Here is a 16,016-nt window from a genome sequence, read left to right on the forward strand (position 1 = left end):
TTGAGTACGCATGGCCCTAGTCGACGAAACCAGCATTGACGAAGCCGGCTTCCGCATGTCGGAAGCGACGGCGGGCGATTTCTTCGCCCTGCTGAAGCCGCGCGTCATGTCCCTGGTGGTGTTCACGGCCTTTGTCGGCCTGGTCGCGGCGCCAGTGACCATCAATCCGTTGCTGGCGGTGATCGCCATCCTGGCTATTGCCATCGGCGCCGGTGCCTCGGGCGCGCTCAACATGTGGTACGACGCCGACATCGATGCGGTGATGACCAGGACCGCCACCCGTCCGGTGCCGTCCGGCCGCATCCAGCCGCACGAGGCGCTGACCTTCGGCCTGGTGCTGTCGGCGCTGTCGGTGATGACGCTCGGCGTGCTCGCCAACTGGCTGGCGGCGACGCTGCTGGCTTTCACCATCTTCTTCTATGCCGTCGTCTACACGATGTGGCTGAAGCGCTGGACACCGCAGAACATCGTCATCGGCGGCGCGGCCGGTGCGATCCCGCCGGTCATCGGCTGGGCCGCGGTGACCGGGTCGGTCAGCGTCGAAAGCATCGTCCTCTTCCTGATCATCTTCCTGTGGACGCCACCGCATTTCTGGGCCTTGGCGCTGTTCAAGTCCGAGGACTACGAACGCGCCGGCATCCCGATGATGCCGAATGTCGCCGGCCACGCGTCGACCCGCCGTCAGATCTTCGCCTACGCGCTGGTGCTGGCGCCGGTCGGTGTGCTGCCGTGGCTGCTCGGCTACACCACGCCGATCTATGGCGTTGCCGCTGTGCTGCTCGGGGTTGGCTTTGTCTGGTATGCGTGGAAGGTGCTCGGCATGGCCGACGACGACCGCGTCATGAAGCCGGCCAAGGCTTTGTTCGCCTATTCGCTTCTCTATCTCTTCGCCATCTTCGCCGCCTATCTGGCCGATAGCGTGGTCGAACGCGCGCTTGCCATGGGTGGGGCATGACCATGATCGAGGAAAAGCTCGAGACGGTCACCTTGACCGAGCGCCAGAAGAAGGCGCGGCGCAGCCGTTCCGTCGCCATTGGCCTGGCGCTGGCGGTGCTGGTCGTCATTTTCTACATCGCGACGATCATTAAGTTCGGCCACAATTTGGGCACCATGTGATGAGCGCCGGGACATCCAGGCCGGCCGGCAGGAACAGCAACCGCATCGTCGCGGCTGTCTGCCTCGCCTTCTTCACCGGCATGATCGGCATGGCCTACGCCGCCGTTCCGCTCTACAAGATGTTCTGCCAGGCGACTGGCTATGGCGGCACGACGCAACGGGTCGAAAAACAGTATGCCGGCCGCGTGCTAGACCGTGAAATTACCGTCCGCTTCGACGCCAACATCGCGGGCGTGCCATGGGAGTTCCAGCCGGTCCAGCGCTCGATGACGATGAAGATCGGCGAGACGGTGCAGGCGCATTACCAGGCGACCAACAAGTTCGACCGCCCCGTTACCGGCCGCGCCACCTTCAACGTGCAGCCGGAACTGGCTGGCCCGTACTTCAACAAGGTCGAGTGTTTCTGCTTCACCGATACGACGCTGAAGCCCGGCGAGACGCTGGACATGCCGGTCGTCTTCTATGTGGACCCCGACATTGTGAACGTACCGGAACTGAAGGACATGAAGACGATCACGCTGTCCTATACGATGTTCCCGGTCGAGAAGAACAAGCCGGTCGCCTCCTCGGAGCCGGCAAAGGGCAGTAGCAAGACAATTTCAAATACCGAAAATCTCGGGGGTTGATATGGCAGACGCGCACGCACAACATCACGACTATCATCTCGTCGATCCAAGCCCGTGGCCCTTCCTGGGATCGGTGGGGGCGCTCGTCACCGCTTTCGGCGGTGTTTGCCTCATGGAATATTTGAAGGGCGGCTCCTTCCCGATCTTCGGCTTCAACATCGCCAATCCGTGGCTGTTCTTCATCGGCATCGCGATCGTCCTCTACACCATGTTTGCCTGGTGGTCGGACACCATCAAGGAAGCGCATGAGGGCCACCACACGCGGGTCGTGTCGCTGCACCTGCGCTACGGCATGATCATGTTCATCGCCTCGGAGGTGATGTTCTTCGTTGCCTGGTTCTGGGCCTATTTCGACGCCAGCCTTTTTGCCGGCGAGGCACAGAACTACGCGCGCCACGCATTTACCGGTGGCGTTTGGCCGCCGAAGGGCATGGAGGTTCTCGATCCCTTCCACCTGCCGCTCTACAACACCGTCATCCTGCTTCTGTCGGGCACCACGGTCACCTGGGCGCACCATTCGCTCATCCATGGCGATCGCAAGGGGCTGGTCAACGGCCTGGTGCTGACCGTCGGCCTCGGCATGCTCTTCACCATGGTCCAGGCCTACGAGTACATGCACGCTCCGTTCGGCTTCAAGGATTCCATCTACGGCGCCACCTTCTTCATGGCGACCGGCTTCCATGGCTTCCATGTCATCATCGGCACCATCTTCCTGCTGGTCTGCCTGATCCGGGCGATGAAGGGCGACTTCGCCCCCAAGCAGCATTTCGGCTTCGAGGCAGCCGCCTGGTACTGGCACTTCGTCGACGTGGTCTGGCTGTTCCTGTTCGCCTCGATCTATGTCTGGGGATCGGTCGGCGCGGTCATCGAAGGCCACTGACCCAGTCTTTAGCATTTCGATTTCGGGAAGGCGGCCGCGGCGACGCGGTCGCCTTCTTCTTTTCGGCGCCTTCTTCTTTTCGGCGCAATGATCGCCGATCGATTGCCGATGCGGCGGACGGTTTCCCGGGCGATTTGCGCATTTATCCTCCTGGCATTCCCGGCCCTTGCCGCCGAGAAGGTCGATCTGGTGCGTGTCCACAAGGCGGAACGGCGCCTTGAACTGATCGGCGACGACAAGGTGGTGCGCAGCTACGGCATCGCGCTCGGTGGCGCTCCGGTCGGCCACAAACACCAGGAGGGCGATCAGCGCACGCCCGAGGGGCGCTATATCCTCGACTGGCGCAACCCGAACAGCATCGCCTACAAGTCGATCCACGTCTCCTATCCCAATGCCGACGATCTGGCGGCGGCGAAGAGGCGCAATGTCGACGCCGGTGGCATGATCATGATCCACGGCCAGCCAAACGGTTTCGGCTGGTGGGGCTGGCTGCTTCAATTGGTCGACTGGACCGACGGTTGCATTGCCGTTACGGACTCGGACATGGACGAAATCTGGGCAAAGGTGGCCGATGGGACACCCATCGAGATCGGGCAATAAGCATGAGTGACGGGCCATCCATGACTGAAGACAAGGCGATCTGGCCTCCCATCGAGCCGATTTCGGCCGGCCTGCATGGCCGCTGCCCGCGCTGCGGCGAGGGGCGGCTGTTTTCCGGCTTCCTCACCGTCGGCAAACGCTGCGTCAATTGCGGCCTCGATTATTCCTTCGCCGATGCCGGCGACGGGCCGGCGGTCTTCGTCATCCTGATCATCGGCTTCATCATTGTCGGCCTGGCGCTCTGGGTCGAAGTGACGCTGAGTCCGCCGCTCTGGCTGCACCTGCTGGTCTGGATTCCGATGGCCCTGGTGCTGTGCCTGACGGCGCTGCGGCTGATCAAGGGCGTGCTGCTGACGCTGCAATACGCCAACAAGGCGTCCGAGGGCCGGCTGGATCGTGGCGAATGAGCGAGGCCTGCGTCAAAGGCAGCGGCCCCTCGCGGCCACGATCTCTATTGCTGCTCGGCCTTGGCCTTGTGCTGCTGTTGATCCTGCTGGCGCTCGGCACCTGGCAGGTCCAGCGCCTGCACTGGAAGGAAGGCCTTCTGCAGACCATCGACCAGCGCACCCATGCGGTGCCACGGCCGCTGGCCGAGGTGGAAAAGGAATTCGCCTCGACCGGGGATGTCGACTACACGCCGGTCACCGTCAGCGGAACCTTCCTGCACTCGGGCGAGCGGCATTTCTATGCAACCTGGGAAGGCGAGGCCGGCTTCAACGTCTACACGCCGCTGGCGCTGGACGATGGCCGCTTTGTCCTGATCAATCGCGGCTTCGTACCTTACGACCTCAAGGATGCCGCCAAGCGCGCCAAGGGACAGGTGACTGGCAAGGTCACGGTCACCGGGCTTGCCCGCAATCCGCTGCCGGCAAAGCCGTCGATGATGCTTCCCGAGAACGATGTGGCGAAGAACATCTTCTACTGGAAGGATCGCGACGTGATGGCGGGGAGCGCCGGCCTGCCCGCGGGGTACACCCTGGTGCCGATCTTCATCGATGCCGACAAGACGCTGAATCCGGGCGGTCTGCCGGTCGGAGGCGTCACCATCATCGACCTTCCGAACAGCCATCTGCAATATGCTGTCACCTGGTATGGGCTTGCCGCGGCACTGGCAGCCGTGCTCGTCCTGCGGCTTCGCCGTCCCGCGAAAGAGGATTGAAGGTGACCGAACCCCTTTCTACCATTACCCCCCTTTCTATCATTACCCCTTGCTACCATTACCCTTGACAGGGCGGGGGTAGGCACCTCATTTCGGCGCTGACGAACCGGCCAGGATTCAATGCTTCAGACAACCACCAAGCCTCCGCTGACGATCCGGCTCTGCCAGCCGCGCGGCTTTTGCGCCGGCGTCGACCGTGCCATCCAGATCGTCGTGCTGGCGCTGAAGAAATATGGCGCGCCGGTCTATGTCCGCCACGAGATCGTGCACAACCGTTATGTCGTCGAGGGACTGCAAAGCCTTGGCGCCGTCTTTATCGAAGAGCTTTCCGAGATTCCGGCCGAACACCGGCAGTCGCCGGTCGTCTTCTCCGCGCATGGCGTGCCGAAGTCGGTGCCGGCGGATGCCCAGGCGCGCAACCTGTTCTATCTCGACGCCACATGCCCGCTGGTCTCCAAGGTCCACAAGCAGGCGATGCGCCATCAGCGGCTCGGCCGCCATGTCCTCTTGATCGGCCATGCCGGGCATCCCGAGGTGATCGGCACGATGGGGCAACTGCCGGAAGGTGCCGTGACGCTGGTCGAGACCGAGGCCGATGCGGCCAGCCTTGCGCCCGCCGATCCGCATGCGCTCGGCTTCGTCACCCAGACCACGCTGTCGGTCGAGGACACCGCCGGTATCATCCGGGCGCTGCAGGAGCGCTTTCCCGACCTGCAGGCGCCGGCGGCGGAATCGATCTGCTATGCCACCACCAACCGCCAGGAAGCCGTCAAGGATACCGCGCCGGGTGCTGACCTCTATTTGATCGTCGGTGCCCCCAATTCCTCCAATTCGCGCCGCCTTGTCGAAGTGGCGGAGCGAGCCGGCGCCACGATGTCGCTTCTCGTGCAGCGCGCCGCCGAGATTCCGTGGAATGACATCGGCAACATCTCGACGCTTGGCCTGTCCGCGGGGGCGTCGGCACCGGAGATCATCGTCGACGAAATCATCGACGCGTTCCGCCAGCGCTTCGATGTGACCATCGACCTGGCCATCACGGCCACCGAAACGGAGGATTTCCCGGTCATGCGGGTATTGCGCGATGTCGAACTGACGCCGGCCGACATGGCCTTCGTCAACGGGGCTGCGTAAGATCCATGGCTGTCTACACCGATGTTGCGGAAGGCGAACTCGGCGCTTTCCTGAAGCACTACCCGGTCGGCGATCTCCTATCCTACAAGGGCATCGCGGAAGGCACCGAGAATTCGAACTTCCTGCTGCACACCTCCAGCGGCTCCTACATCCTGACGCTTTACGAAAAGCGCGTCGAGAAGGCGGATCTGCCGTTTTTCCTCGGCCTGATGAGGCATCTTGCCAACAAGGGCGTGTCCTGCCCGCTGCCGGTGACCGCGCATGACGGCAGCGTCATCGGTACGCTGGCCGGTCGGCCGGCGGTCATCATCACCTTCCTCGAAGGGCTTTCGCTGCGGCGTCCGGCGGCAGCGCATTGCGCCGAGGTCGGCAGGGCGCTGGCGGCCCTCCATTTGGCCGGTGCCGATTTTTCGATGACCCGCCCCAACGCGCTCGCCATCGACGGTTGGCGCAAGCTGTGGGACGCGTCCCGCGCCCGCGCCGACGAGGTCGAGCCGGGCCTAGCGGCCGAGGTCGACGCCGACTTCGCCGATTTCGAGCGCAACTGGCCGAAGGACCTACCCCAAGGCATCATCCACGCCGATCTGTTCCCGGACAATGTCTTCTTCCTCGGCGAGAAGCTCTCCGGCCTGATCGACTTCTATTTCGCTTGCGACGACCTCTACGCCTACGACGTTGCCACCTGCCTCAACGCCTGGTGCTTCGAAAAGGACTTTTCCTTCAACCTCACCAAGGGCAAGGCACTGCTCGAGGGCTATCAGAGCGTGCGCCCCCTGAGCGACGGGGAAAAGACGGCGCTGCCGATGCTGGCGCGCGGTTCTGCGCTGCGGTTCATGTTGACCCGGCTCTACGACTGGCTCACCGTTCCCGATGGCGGCCTGGTCATGAAACGCGACCCGACCGAATACATCAGACGGATGCGGTTCCATCGGGCGATCAAATCTGCTTCGGAATATGGGCTGGCATGAGCAAGAAAGTTGAAATCTTCACCGACGGCGCCTGTTCGGGCAATCCTGGTCCAGGCGGCTGGGGCGCTATCCTGCGCTTCAACGGCGCCACCAAGGAGCTTTCCGGCGGCGAGGCGGAGACGACCAACAACCGCATGGAGTTGCTGGCGGCCATCTCGGCGCTGAATGCGCTGAAGGAACCCTGCACGGTCGAACTTCATACCGACAGCAAATATGTCATGGACGGCATTTCCAAGTGGATCCACGGCTGGAAGAAGAACGGCTGGAAGACCGCCGACAAGAAGCCGGTCAAGAACGGTGAACTCTGGCAGGCGCTGGACGAGGCCAACCGGCGTCACAAGGTCACCTGGAACTGGGTCAAGGGCCATGATGGCCATGTCGAGAACGAACGCGCCGACGAATTGGCGCGGCAAGGCATGGCGCCGTTCAAGAAAGGCCCGTTCAAACCTGCAGCGCAGCCGAAGCCGGCAGCGCAGGCAAAGCAGCCGGCGGTGGCCAAGGCGCGGCGCTCGACCCAAAGTTACTGAGCTTCGAGGCGTTCCGCTCGCGCGCAGGAGCCTTTGCCGTGTCGACCTTGGTCTACATCACGCATCCCCAGGTTCAGGTCGATGCCAGTGTTCCGGTGCCGGAATGGGGCCTGTCCGACATCGGGCGGGTGCGAGCCATTGCCATGCTCGATCAGCCATGGGTCGGGCCGATCCGGCGTATCGTCTCGTCGGCTGAGCGCAAGGCGGTGGAAACCGCCGAGATCCTGGCAAGGCATCTGCGCCTTGCAGTCGAGGTGAGGCAGCGGATGCATGAGAACGACCGGTCGGCGACAGGCTTCCTGCCGCCGCCGGAGTTCGAAGCCGTCGCGGACCAGTTCTTCGCCAACCCATACGGCAGCATTCGCGGATGGGAGCGGGCGATCGATGCCCAGAACCGGATCGTGAGCGAGGTCGACGCCGTGCTGGCCACCAGGCAGGCCGGCGATATTGCCGTCGTCGGCCATGGCGGCGTCGGCACGCTCCTGCTGCTGTCTCTCACCGGAGGGGAGATCAGCCGCGAAGCGGATCAGCCACCGGGCGGCGGCAACTATTTCGCTTACGATATCGGCGCGCGCCAAGTCATCCACGGATGGCGGCCGATCGACAGGTAGTCTTGACCAGCACCCGTTCAGCCGGCGTAAGCATATGGTCGGCAAGCCCTCTTGGTGGCGTTGGAGTTGCTCAAGGGCGTGGATGGGAGTAATATTTCCTACCATCGAGCAATAGGAAGCTACATGGCAAACGTGGAAAAAATGAGCGTGGCCGTGACCCCGCAACAGGCCGCGATGATGCGAGAGGCGGTGGAAGCGGGCGAGTATGCCACCGCAAGCGAGATTGTGCGCGAAGCGATGCGGGATTGGCTGGCCAAGCGCGAACTGCGGCATGACGATATCCGCCGGCTGAGGCAGCTCTGGGATGAAGGCAAGGCAAGCGGGAGACCGGAGCCTGTGGATTTCGACGCGTTGCGAAAGGAAGCTCGGCAAAAGCTGACGGAAGCCTCGCCGAATGGCCGTTAGGCTTGTCTGGTCACCCACAGCCAAGGCGGATCTCATCGACATCTACGTATGATAGGCAGCGAAAACATACGGGCGGCCGATCGCTACTACGATCAGTTGGAAGCGCGGGCTTACAGCTGGCAGACCAGCCACGCATGGGTGTCAGGCGACCGGACATCAGGCCTTCCGCACGAATGCTGGTGGAGGCGCCGTTTGTACTGCTCTACGAAACGGTACCGGACACCGACGATGGCCCTGTTGAGTGGGTTGAAATCGTTCGTGTGATGGATGGGCGGCGGGATCTGAACCGTCTGTTCTAGTTCTCTAACGGATCAGCAGCGCAGTGCCCCAAAGCCCAATCGCGAACACGGTGTGCGAGACCAGGTTGAGTGCCCGGATCTGCATCGGATTGGGCCGCTTCGACGCCGCCCATCCGGCACCCATCCCAGGCGCCAGCAGGAACCAGCCGGCGCCGACAGTGACGATGCCCAGGATGAAAGCCGGCAGGAAAGTCGGCGCCGCAAGCCAGGCGGCTCCTGCCACCACGACCAGGATGATGCCGTAGACGATGCCGACGAAATAATGAAACGCCCAGCCCAGCGCCACCTCATTCGCGTAGGGCGCGGCCACGCCGATATCGTCGTGGAAGACCTTGTCGCGCAAGTGCCAGACCCAGCGGCCGACAGGCCCCCAATTCGGCCGCGGCTGGCCGAATGCGTAGTGGAGGAAGAAGGCCCAGATATCCATCAGCGCCGTGGCGCCGATGCCGATCGCGACCGCGCGCCAGAGGATGTCAAACATCGTTGTAATCCCCCCAAATTGTCACTTCTGGACTACAAACTCGATCGTCGGGCGAGGGCGGCTACTGTGGCCCCGCACGCCCGACGCCGTCGTTGAGCTCAGAGCTGTCCGAGAATATGAGCCGCACCGGACTCGTCGACGCCGGGCTTGGTCTCGACGTTGACCGCGGTGACCTTGCCGTCGTCGACGATCATCGAAAACCGCTTCGAGCGCAGGCCCATGCCGCCCGCGGAAAGGTCGTTATCGAGGCCGACCGCCTTGGCGAAATCGCCATTGCCGTCGGCAAGGAACAGGATCTTGCCCTCGCCGCCGGTGAAGCGCGCCCAGGCGCCCATGACGTGGACATCGTTGACCGAGACGACGGCGATGGTGTCGACGCCGCGCGCCAGGATGGCGTCGTGGTTCTCGATGTAGCCGGGCAGGTGGTTGTTGCTGCAGGTCGGCGTGAAGGCGCCGGGAACGCCGAACAGCACGACCTTCTTGCCGGAGAAAATCTCGGCTGACGTGATCGCCTTGGCGCCGTCGGCGGTCATCGTCTTGAAGGTCGCTTCAGGCAGCTTGTCGCCAACGGAAATGGTCATGAGTTCCTCGCTTGGGGAATGGGAAGGATGCGTGCCTGCGTAGCGAACTCGGCGGCGTCCTGCAACTCTCGAGGCAGGACATCACGGGAAAGGCAGAAGCCCTTCGACCGCGCCCGCCGAACTCGTCAGTGTATAGTGAAGCCCGCCATCGGTTGGTGTCGTCGAAGGGCGGTCGAGGATCGGTACGGTGAAGATCAGCTTGCCGTCCTTTTCACTGCGCGAAGGGGGGCCGAACATGTAGTCCCGCTCGCCGGCGACGAAGAAATCCGCCGCCTCCGGATCGCCCGGAAAACTCGCCTCGACAACCAGCGTCTCATGATCGCCGGGCAGGACATTGATGCCGAAATCGGACCTTGCCGGTGCGGGCAACGCCGCGAAGCTCGCCTTCACCAGTGCCGCATCCTCGGCATTGTCCGGGTCGGAAGCGGGGTCGACGGTCAGCCGCGTCTGCACGGGGATGCAGATCGTTTCGCAGATGCCGAGAAAGACGTTGGCGTCGATGACGGCCTGATCCTTGGCCGCCGACAGCGTGAACACCACCGGCAGCGACACCGGATAATCGTAACCTGCCCATTTGCCATAACCATCGTCATGACGCTGCGGCGCCGGAAAGGACAGCTTGGCATCTGTGATGTTGGTGCTGGCGGAAACATCGAGTTGCGGCGGCACGCCGGCGTCGCCCGGATCACGCCAGTAGGTCTTCCAGCCCGGCTTTAACGCAATGTCGAGAACGCCCTGGATGCGGCCGGCATTGTCCGGCTTGCCTGACGTCACCAGCCGCACCTTGCCGCCTTCGCTGCTGTACCATGCCGACGAGGACGCTATGGCGGGAACGATGCTTGCCGAAGCGATGACGGCGCCGAGCAACAGGATTTTCAAGCTTTGCATGGCGGTGATTTGATCGTCCGTTCGTGGCGGTGCAATGATTTCATGGCCTTGCCGATATCATATTTGCGTGACCCTTGCGGACAAACTATGCGGGCCTGGCGGCAGGGCTTTGGTCGAATCCACCGCTGCGCATCTTTTCGGCGCCGGGGAAACGCGTTACCCTCGCTGCCATGGATTTGTTGCGCCACAAGAAGACAGCCGCTGGACGCGGCTTTCTCGACGATCAGTTCCTGATTGCCATGCCCGGCATGAAGGACGACCGTTTCACGCGCTCGGTCATCTATGTCTGCGCGCACAGCGATGAAGGCGCGATGGGCCTGATCATCAACCAGACCCAGCAGATGCTGTTTCCGGACCTGTTGGTGCAGCTCGGCATCATGAACGAGCAGGAGGCGATCCGCTTGCCCGCGCAGGCGCGCGATTTCGTCGTGCGCAATGGCGGGCCTGTCGATCGCAGCCGGGGTTTCGTCCTGCATTCGGGCGACTACCGCGTGGAATCGTCGCTGTCCGTTTCCGATGACATCTGCCTGACCGCGACCGTCGACATATTGCGCGCCATTTCGTCGGGTCGCGGGCCTCGCCGCGCGCTGATGGCGCTGGGTTATTCCGGCTGGGGCGCCGGCCAACTGGAAACCGAGATCGCCGAGAATGGCTGGCTGACCTGCCCGGCCAGCCCCGAACTTCTGTTCGACGCCGACATCGAGCGCAAATACGATCGTATCCTCGCCTCGATCGGCATCGATCTGGCGCATCTCAGCCTCGCCGCCGGACACGCCTGACCCATCAGGCCGACACAGAGGCCGTTTCGAAACTCGCTCATGCGAGTCATATGATGGTGATTTCGAGAACCGGAGCGGAGCGTACTTAGGTACGTGAGCACCGGAAGCGCAGAAAGCGCCATCACATGGCCGCAGGAGCAGAGTTTCCAAACGGCCTCTAAGCCTGCGTCAGCGGATATTGCTCCTTCAGCGTCTTCAGCACCTGGTCGCCTGGCATAGGCGCGCCGAACATGAAGCTCTGCACATATTCGCAGCCCATCTGGCGCAGTTCCAGCGCATCGCGTTCGTCTGAAATGCCCTCGGCCACCACCGAAAGGCCGAGCTCATGGGCCATGTTGACCATGGATTTGAGCAGCACGGCGCGCTTAGGTGTGCTGTCGTCGACAAAACTCTTGTCGATCTTGATGGTGTCGAAGGGGAAACGCGTCAGATAGGCGAGCGAGGAATAGCCGGTGCCGAAATCGTCCAGCGACAGGCCGATGCCGAGCTGCTTCAGCTTCGTCAGCACGTGGGCGGTCTGTTCCGGATTGTCCATCACCAGGGATTCGGTGAGTTCGAGCCGGAAGCAGCGCGGCTTCAGGTTGGCCCGTGCGATGACGGAGCGGACGTCGCTGACCAGGTCGCGGCGGATGAGCTGGCGGCTGGACAGGTTGACCGAGACCGACAGCGGCGCGTCGCCGATCTGCTTTTGCCATCCGGCAAGATCCTCGGCCGCCTGCTGCATGGCGAACAGCCCAAGCTGGACGATCAGCCCGCAGCTTTCGGCGACGGGGATGAAATCGGCAGGCGGGATCATGCCGCGGCGCGGATGATCCCAGCGCAGCAAGGCCTCGAAGCCGGCGACGCTGCCGTCCTCCAACCGCACGATCGGCTGGTAGGCAAGCGTGAATTCGCGCCGCTCGATGGCGCGCCGCAGGTCGGATTCGAACTGCAGCCGGTCGGTGCCGACGGTGCGGAAAGCCGGGCGGAACGGCTCGATCCTGTCGCCGCCGAAACGCTTGGCCTGATGCATGGCAAGCTCGGCGTCCTTGACCATGTCCTCGGCCGAGGTCTGCGCCGAGGTCCAGGTGATCAGGCCGATCGAGGCGGTCAGCACGATCTCGCGCTTGGCGAAGGTGATCGGATTGTTAATCGCATGCTTGATGGCATCGGCCACGCCGGCGATGCGGGCAGGGTCTTGTTCGGAAAGCAGCATCAGGGCGAATTGATCGCCGGCGAAGCGTGACAGCGAATCCTTCGGCTTCAAGAGCCGATGCAGCCGGCGCGCGATGGTGAGCAGGATGGTGTCGCCGGCCGAGATGCCTAGCCCGTCATTGACCTGCTTGAAGCGGTCGATGTCGATGACGAATACGGTCGGCCGCACCTTTTCCTCGGTGCGGGCGATCGAGATGATCGCCTCCAGCCGGTTCATGAACAGTTCGCGGTTCGGCAGGCCGGTCAAGTTGTCGTGCACGGCATCGTGCAGCAGCCGTTCCTCGGATTTTTTTTGCTCGGTGACATCGACCATGGTGCCGACGCAGCGGATGACCTCGCCGTCCGATCCGATGACCGGGCGGGCGCGCAAGGCGAACCAGTGATAATGCCCGTCGGCGCCGCGCAGGCGGAAGTTCTGCGACACCCGTCCGCGGCGGTGCTCCAGCACCACGTCGAGCGTCGTGCGGAACGTGTCGCGGTCGTCGGCATGCAGCACCGGCAGCCAGTTGCGTGCCGCACCCCCCAGGCTGTTGGGGGCCAGGCCGAGCTGGATGCTGACATCGGGCTTGGTCACCACGCGGTCGCGCAGCACGTCCCAGTCCCACACCGTATCGCCCGATCCGGCCACCGCCAGCGCCTGGCGCTCGAGGTCGGAGAACAGCCCCTGGTGCAATGCACCGCCGGCAAAGGCGTGCTGCATGACGGTGAAGCCGATCAACAGGATGATCAGTATCAAGCCGCCGCCGAGCGCCGGCTGGGCGATGTCGTTGTCGAGCATGCCGGTGATCGCCATCCACGATCCACAGAGCCACAGCAGCACCATGACCCAACTGGGCACCAGCATGATGGCCCGGTCATAGCCGCGAATCCCGAGGAAGATGATCAGGCCGAGCCCGGTCAGCGCCGTGGCGGCGAAGGATATCCTGGCGATGCCGGCGGCAACCGCCGGATCGACGATGGCGACACCGGCGATCAGCACCAGCCCGAGGATCCAGACCAGCGCGCCATAGCTGAAATGGCCGTGCCATCGGTTGAGGTTGAGATAGGCGAACAGGAAGACCACGAAGGTCGCCGCGAGCGCCACCTCCGTTCCCGCTCGCCACATCTGCTCGTTGCCGGGCGATATCTCTATGATCTTGTTGAGGAAACCGAAATCGACGCAGATATAGGCGAGCACCGCCCAGGCGAGTGCCGCGGTTGCCGGGAACATCGAGGTTCCCTTGACCACGAAAAGGATGGTCAGGAACAGCGCCAGAAGGCCGGCAATGCCGATGACGATGCCGCGAAACAGCGTGTAGGAATTGACCGAGTCCTTGTAGGATTCGGGATCCCACAGATAGACCTGCGGCAGCTTCGGCGAGGCGAGCTCGGCGATGAAGGTGATCACCGTGCCGGGGTTAAGCGTCACCCGGAACACGTCGGCATCCGGGCTGGTCTGGCGGTCGAGCGCGAAGCCTTCGCTGGGCGTGATTGCGGCGATGCGGGTCGAGCCGAGGTCGGGCCAGAAGATGCCGGAATTCACCAGCCTGAAATGCGGCGCGACAATCAGCCGGTCGAGCTGCTGGTCGGTGGTGTTGGCGAGCGCGAACACCGCCCAGTCGCCGGTCGAGCGTGCATCGTTGGCCTCGACCTCGATGCGCCGCACGATGCCGTCCGGCCCGGGTGCGGTCGACACCTGGAAATTCTCGCCCTGGTTGCGGTAGATCTCGACGGCGCCCGAAAGGTCGAGCGCGACGTCGTCGCGGGCAATCTTGATCGGCTCGACGGCGAAGGCCGACGAAGCCGCGCACAGCGTCAGGATCGTCGCAATGATAAAGGCGAACAGCGGCCCGTTTCGCAGGAAATTCGTCAAAATCAGTCCTTCGTTCCAGCGCCCGGCGGATCGTCCGCGATCCGGGCGTAGAGGTAGTGGTCCTGCCAGATGCCATTGATCCTGAGATAGGATCGAAGAAGTCCTTCGCGCTGGAATCCGGCTTTTTCAAGCACGCGGATCGACCGGATATTGTCGGGGATACAAGCCGCTTCGATCCGGTGCAACCTCAGCGTATCGAAGGCGAAGCGGGCCACCAGCTTGACCGCGTCGGTCATCAGGCCACGGCCGCCGAAGCGCTCGCCGATCCAGTAGCCGATATGGCCGCTTTGCGAGACACCGTGGCGAATGTTGCCGAGCGTGATTCCGCCCGCCAGCTTGCCACTCGACTTCTCGAAGATGAAGAAGGCGATCGCTGTTCCTTGTGCATAGTCCTCGCGGTAACGGCTGATGCGCAGCCGCCATGCCGTGCGGTCGAGCTCATCGGGCGTCCAGCGCGGTTCCCACGGTTCCAGGAAGGCGCGGCTTTCGCCGCGCACCGCCGACCACTCGCGATAGTCGTTAGTCAGCGGCACGCGCAACGTCACGCGTTCGCCCTTCAGTGCCGGCAGGTCACGGCGAAAGAAAGGGAGCGCGAACACGACGCTTTGGGGGCTTAGACGGCGAGCCTGCGGGCCGTGGTCTGCGTACCCGGAAGCGAATCGAGGATCGCCTCATATGGTGCCAGCGTACCCACAGGCCCGACAGCGGTAAGCGTCGGCTTGGTCGAGAACATCCGCGACGACAGGTCGGTCAGCCGTTCGATGGTCAGCGCCGACAGGCGCTCCATCAGCTCTTCCTTGGCGATCGGGCGGCCGAACAGAAGCAGTTGCCGCGCGATCTGCGAGGCACGGCTGGCCGGGCTTTCGGCGGACATGATCAGCCCGGCCCGATATTGGGCGCGCGCCCGGTCGAGTTCTTCCTGCAGGATGCTCTCGCCGGCCTTCTGCAGCTCGTCGATGATGACCGGCACGAGCTCCGCGATGTCGCTCTGCCCGGTCGCGGCATGGACGCCGAAGATGCCGGTGTCTGAAAAGCCCCAGTGGAAAGCATAGACCGAATAGCACAGGCCGCGCTTCTCGCGGACTTCCTGGAACAGGCGCGATGACATGCCGCCGCCAAGGATCATCGACAGCACCTGCGAGGCGTAGAAGTCGCGCACATGGTAGGCGCGGCCTTCGAAACCCAGCACAATCTGCGCGTCCATCAGGTCGCGATCCTCGCGGAAATCGCCGCCGACATATTGCGCGTATTGCGGAATGGTGCTGTCGGCCTTGCTGCGGAAGCCGCCGAGCTGCTTTTCGACCTCGCGCACGAAATTGTCATGCTTGATGTCGCCGGCAGCCACGATCACCATCCGCTCGGCGCCATACTGGCGCTCGATGAAATCGTGCAACTGCTTGGACGTGAAGGATTTGACGGTCTCCGGCGTGCCCAGGATCGAGCGGCCGATGGTCTGGTGGCGAAAGGCCGTCTCGGTGAAACGGTCGAAGACGATATCGTCGGGCGTATCGTGCGCGGCGCCGATCTCCTGCAGGATGACGTGCTGCTCGCGCTCGAGTTCCTGCGGGTCGAATTCGGACTCCTGCAGGATGTCGGACAGGATATCGACGGCCAGCGGCACGTCGTCGGACAGCACCCTCGCATAGTAGGACGTCGTCTCGACACTGGTGGCGGCGTTGATCTCGCCGCCGACATCCTCGATTTCCGAGGCTATTTCGAAAGCGCTTCGCCGCTTTGTACCCTTGAACGCCATGTGCTCGAGCAAATGGGCCATGCCATGCTCGTCGTCACGCTCGTTGCGCGCACCGGACTTGACCCAGGCACCAAGGGCAACCGATTCGATACTTGGAAGGGTTTCGGTGGCGACTGTCAGGCCGTTCGACAGACGGCTTACCTCAACACCCATATGGCTCTTACTC

At 63.2% G+C, this 16,016-nt stretch carries 19 protein-coding genes and 1 pseudogene; 14 read left to right on the forward strand and 6 right to left on the reverse strand.

Features of this window, described 5'->3' with window-relative positions; all coding sequences use genetic code 11:
• The first annotated feature begins 10 nt into the window (after positions 1-10).
• The 13 genes and pseudogenes from X741_RS148870 (at position 11) to X741_RS1000000171075 (ending at position 8,322) form a co-directional block, all read left to right on the forward strand.
• Positions 11-955 carry a heme o synthase gene (locus X741_RS148870; RefSeq protein ID WP_023778691.1) on the forward strand — a complete coding sequence of 315 codons (945 nt, stop codon included), beginning with the start codon at positions 11-13 and terminating at the stop codon, positions 953-955.
• Positions 952-1,116 (forward strand): hypothetical protein, encoded by a 165-nt coding sequence (locus X741_RS148865; protein ID WP_013896657.1) that lies wholly within the window; start codon positions 952-954, stop codon positions 1,114-1,116. The genes X741_RS148870 and X741_RS148865 overlap by 4 nt, the downstream gene beginning before the upstream one ends.
• Positions 1,116-1,742: a cytochrome c oxidase assembly protein gene (locus X741_RS148860; RefSeq protein WP_023778692.1), complete on the forward strand. Its 627-nt coding sequence runs from the start codon at positions 1,116-1,118 to the stop codon at positions 1,740-1,742. Before X741_RS148865 ends, X741_RS148860 begins: the two co-directional genes overlap by 1 nt.
• 1 nt (position 1,743) lies before the next feature.
• Positions 1,744-2,622 (forward strand): cytochrome c oxidase subunit 3, encoded by an 879-nt coding sequence (locus X741_RS148855; protein WP_023778693.1) that lies wholly within the window; start codon positions 1,744-1,746, stop codon positions 2,620-2,622.
• Between the two features lie 108 nt (positions 2,623-2,730).
• A complete protein-coding gene (locus tag X741_RS148850; protein WP_023778694.1) occupies positions 2,731-3,222 on the forward strand; it encodes a L,D-transpeptidase family protein in 492 nt (163 codons plus the stop codon).
• 20 nt (positions 3,223-3,242) lie between these two features.
• Complete coding sequence (locus X741_RS148845; RefSeq protein WP_023764484.1) at positions 3,243-3,629, forward strand: DUF983 domain-containing protein; 387 nt, start codon at positions 3,243-3,245, stop codon at positions 3,627-3,629.
• Complete coding sequence (locus X741_RS148840; protein ID WP_023778695.1) at positions 3,626-4,381, forward strand: SURF1 family protein; 756 nt, start codon at positions 3,626-3,628, stop codon at positions 4,379-4,381. Before X741_RS148845 ends, X741_RS148840 begins: the two co-directional genes overlap by 4 nt.
• Positions 4,382-4,501: 120 nt before the next feature.
• Positions 4,502-5,512 carry a 4-hydroxy-3-methylbut-2-enyl diphosphate reductase gene (ispH, locus tag X741_RS148835; protein ID WP_023778696.1) on the forward strand — a complete coding sequence of 337 codons (1,011 nt, stop codon included), beginning with the start codon at positions 4,502-4,504 and terminating at the stop codon, positions 5,510-5,512.
• 5 nt (positions 5,513-5,517) lie between these two features.
• Positions 5,518-6,480: a homoserine kinase gene (locus tag X741_RS148830; RefSeq protein ID WP_023764481.1), complete on the forward strand. Its 963-nt coding sequence runs from the start codon at positions 5,518-5,520 to the stop codon at positions 6,478-6,480.
• Positions 6,477-7,007, forward strand: coding sequence for a ribonuclease HI (gene rnhA / locus X741_RS148825; RefSeq protein WP_023778697.1), 531 nt, complete (start codon positions 6,477-6,479; stop codon positions 7,005-7,007). The genes X741_RS148830 and rnhA overlap by 4 nt, the downstream gene beginning before the upstream one ends.
• A gap of 38 nt (positions 7,008-7,045) precedes the next feature.
• Positions 7,046-7,618 carry a histidine phosphatase family protein gene (locus tag X741_RS148820; RefSeq protein WP_023778698.1) on the forward strand — a complete coding sequence of 191 codons (573 nt, stop codon included), beginning with the start codon at positions 7,046-7,048 and terminating at the stop codon, positions 7,616-7,618.
• Positions 7,619-7,741: 123 nt separating this feature from the next.
• Positions 7,742-8,023, forward strand: a complete 282-nt coding sequence (locus tag X741_RS148815; RefSeq protein WP_023778699.1) for a type II toxin-antitoxin system ParD family antitoxin — start codon at positions 7,742-7,744, stop codon at positions 8,021-8,023.
• Positions 8,013-8,322, forward strand: a pseudogene (locus tag X741_RS1000000171075) (type II toxin-antitoxin system RelE/ParE family toxin). Before X741_RS148815 ends, X741_RS1000000171075 begins: the two are co-directional and overlap by 11 nt.
• Before the next feature lie 4 nt (positions 8,323-8,326).
• Here X741_RS1000000171075 and X741_RS148810 read toward each other — a convergent pair.
• From X741_RS148810 to X741_RS148800, 3 genes are all read right to left on the reverse strand, one after another.
• Complete coding sequence (locus X741_RS148810; RefSeq protein WP_023778700.1) at positions 8,327-8,803, reverse strand: DUF2938 domain-containing protein; 477 nt, start codon at positions 8,801-8,803, stop codon at positions 8,327-8,329.
• Positions 8,804-8,901: 98 nt separating this feature from the next.
• Complete coding sequence (locus X741_RS148805; RefSeq protein WP_023778701.1) at positions 8,902-9,384, reverse strand: peroxiredoxin; 483 nt, start codon at positions 9,382-9,384, stop codon at positions 8,902-8,904.
• Positions 9,385-9,465: 81 nt separating this feature from the next.
• Positions 9,466-10,272, reverse strand: coding sequence for a protein-disulfide reductase DsbD domain-containing protein (locus tag X741_RS148800; RefSeq protein ID WP_023778702.1), 807 nt, complete (start codon positions 10,270-10,272; stop codon positions 9,466-9,468).
• A gap of 170 nt (positions 10,273-10,442) precedes the next feature.
• Here X741_RS148800 and X741_RS148795 point away from each other — a divergent pair, with 170 nt between their 5' ends.
• Positions 10,443-11,051 (forward strand): YqgE/AlgH family protein, encoded by a 609-nt coding sequence (locus X741_RS148795; RefSeq protein WP_013896642.1) that lies wholly within the window; start codon positions 10,443-10,445, stop codon positions 11,049-11,051.
• Positions 11,052-11,208: 157 nt separating this feature from the next.
• On the opposite strand, the gene X741_RS148790 is transcribed toward X741_RS148795, so the two are convergent.
• The 3 genes from X741_RS148790 to X741_RS148780 are packed head-to-tail and all read right to left on the reverse strand — an operon-like array spanning position 11,209 to position 16,003.
• Complete coding sequence (locus X741_RS148790; RefSeq protein WP_013896641.1) at positions 11,209-14,097, reverse strand: EAL domain-containing protein; 2,889 nt, start codon at positions 14,095-14,097, stop codon at positions 11,209-11,211.
• A gap of 2 nt (positions 14,098-14,099) precedes the next feature.
• The gene (locus X741_RS148785; protein WP_023764475.1) at positions 14,100-14,696 is read right to left on the reverse strand and encodes a GNAT family protein; all 597 of its coding nucleotides are present in this window, start codon (positions 14,694-14,696) and stop codon (positions 14,100-14,102) included.
• 14 nt (positions 14,697-14,710) lie between these two features.
• Positions 14,711-16,003, reverse strand: coding sequence for a pitrilysin family protein (locus X741_RS148780; protein WP_013896639.1), 1,293 nt, complete (start codon positions 16,001-16,003; stop codon positions 14,711-14,713).
• Positions 16,004-16,016 lie beyond the last annotated feature (13 nt).

Source organism: Mesorhizobium sp. LNHC221B00, assembly GCF_000502935.1.
GTDB classification, from domain to species: domain Bacteria; phylum Pseudomonadota; class Alphaproteobacteria; order Rhizobiales; family Rhizobiaceae; genus Mesorhizobium; species Mesorhizobium opportunistum.

Excerpts from the sequence above, each read along its gene's own strand:
- X741_RS148780 (WP_013896639.1), bottom strand. The coding sequence starts at position 16,003 with ATGGGTGTTGAGGTAAGCCGTCTGTCGAACGGCCTGACAGTCGCCACC.
- ispH (WP_023778696.1), top strand. The coding sequence starts at position 4,502 with ATGCTTCAGACAACCACCAAGCCTCCGCTGACGATCCGGCTCTGCCAG.
- X741_RS148795 (WP_013896642.1), top strand. The coding sequence starts at position 10,443 with ATGGATTTGTTGCGCCACAAGAAGACAGCCGCTGGACGCGGCTTTCTC.
- X741_RS148840 (WP_023778695.1), top strand. The coding sequence starts at position 3,626 with ATGAGCGAGGCCTGCGTCAAAGGCAGCGGCCCCTCGCGGCCACGATCT.
- X741_RS148805 (WP_023778701.1), bottom strand. The coding sequence starts at position 9,384 with ATGACCATTTCCGTTGGCGACAAGCTGCCTGAAGCGACCTTCAAGACG.
- rnhA (WP_023778697.1), top strand. The coding sequence starts at position 6,477 with ATGAGCAAGAAAGTTGAAATCTTCACCGACGGCGCCTGTTCGGGCAAT.
- X741_RS148815 (WP_023778699.1), top strand. The coding sequence starts at position 7,742 with ATGGCAAACGTGGAAAAAATGAGCGTGGCCGTGACCCCGCAACAGGCC.
- X741_RS148860 (WP_023778692.1), top strand. The coding sequence starts at position 1,116 with ATGAGCGCCGGGACATCCAGGCCGGCCGGCAGGAACAGCAACCGCATC.
- X741_RS148870 (WP_023778691.1), top strand. The coding sequence starts at position 11 with ATGGCCCTAGTCGACGAAACCAGCATTGACGAAGCCGGCTTCCGCATG.
- X741_RS148850 (WP_023778694.1), top strand. The coding sequence starts at position 2,731 with ATGCGGCGGACGGTTTCCCGGGCGATTTGCGCATTTATCCTCCTGGCA.
- X741_RS148800 (WP_023778702.1), bottom strand. The coding sequence starts at position 10,272 with ATGCAAAGCTTGAAAATCCTGTTGCTCGGCGCCGTCATCGCTTCGGCA.
- X741_RS148845 (WP_023764484.1), top strand. The coding sequence starts at position 3,243 with ATGACTGAAGACAAGGCGATCTGGCCTCCCATCGAGCCGATTTCGGCC.
- X741_RS148865 (WP_013896657.1), top strand. The coding sequence starts at position 952 with ATGACCATGATCGAGGAAAAGCTCGAGACGGTCACCTTGACCGAGCGC.
- X741_RS148855 (WP_023778693.1), top strand. The coding sequence starts at position 1,744 with ATGGCAGACGCGCACGCACAACATCACGACTATCATCTCGTCGATCCA.
- X741_RS148810 (WP_023778700.1), bottom strand. The coding sequence starts at position 8,803 with ATGTTTGACATCCTCTGGCGCGCGGTCGCGATCGGCATCGGCGCCACG.
- X741_RS148830 (WP_023764481.1), top strand. The coding sequence starts at position 5,518 with ATGGCTGTCTACACCGATGTTGCGGAAGGCGAACTCGGCGCTTTCCTG.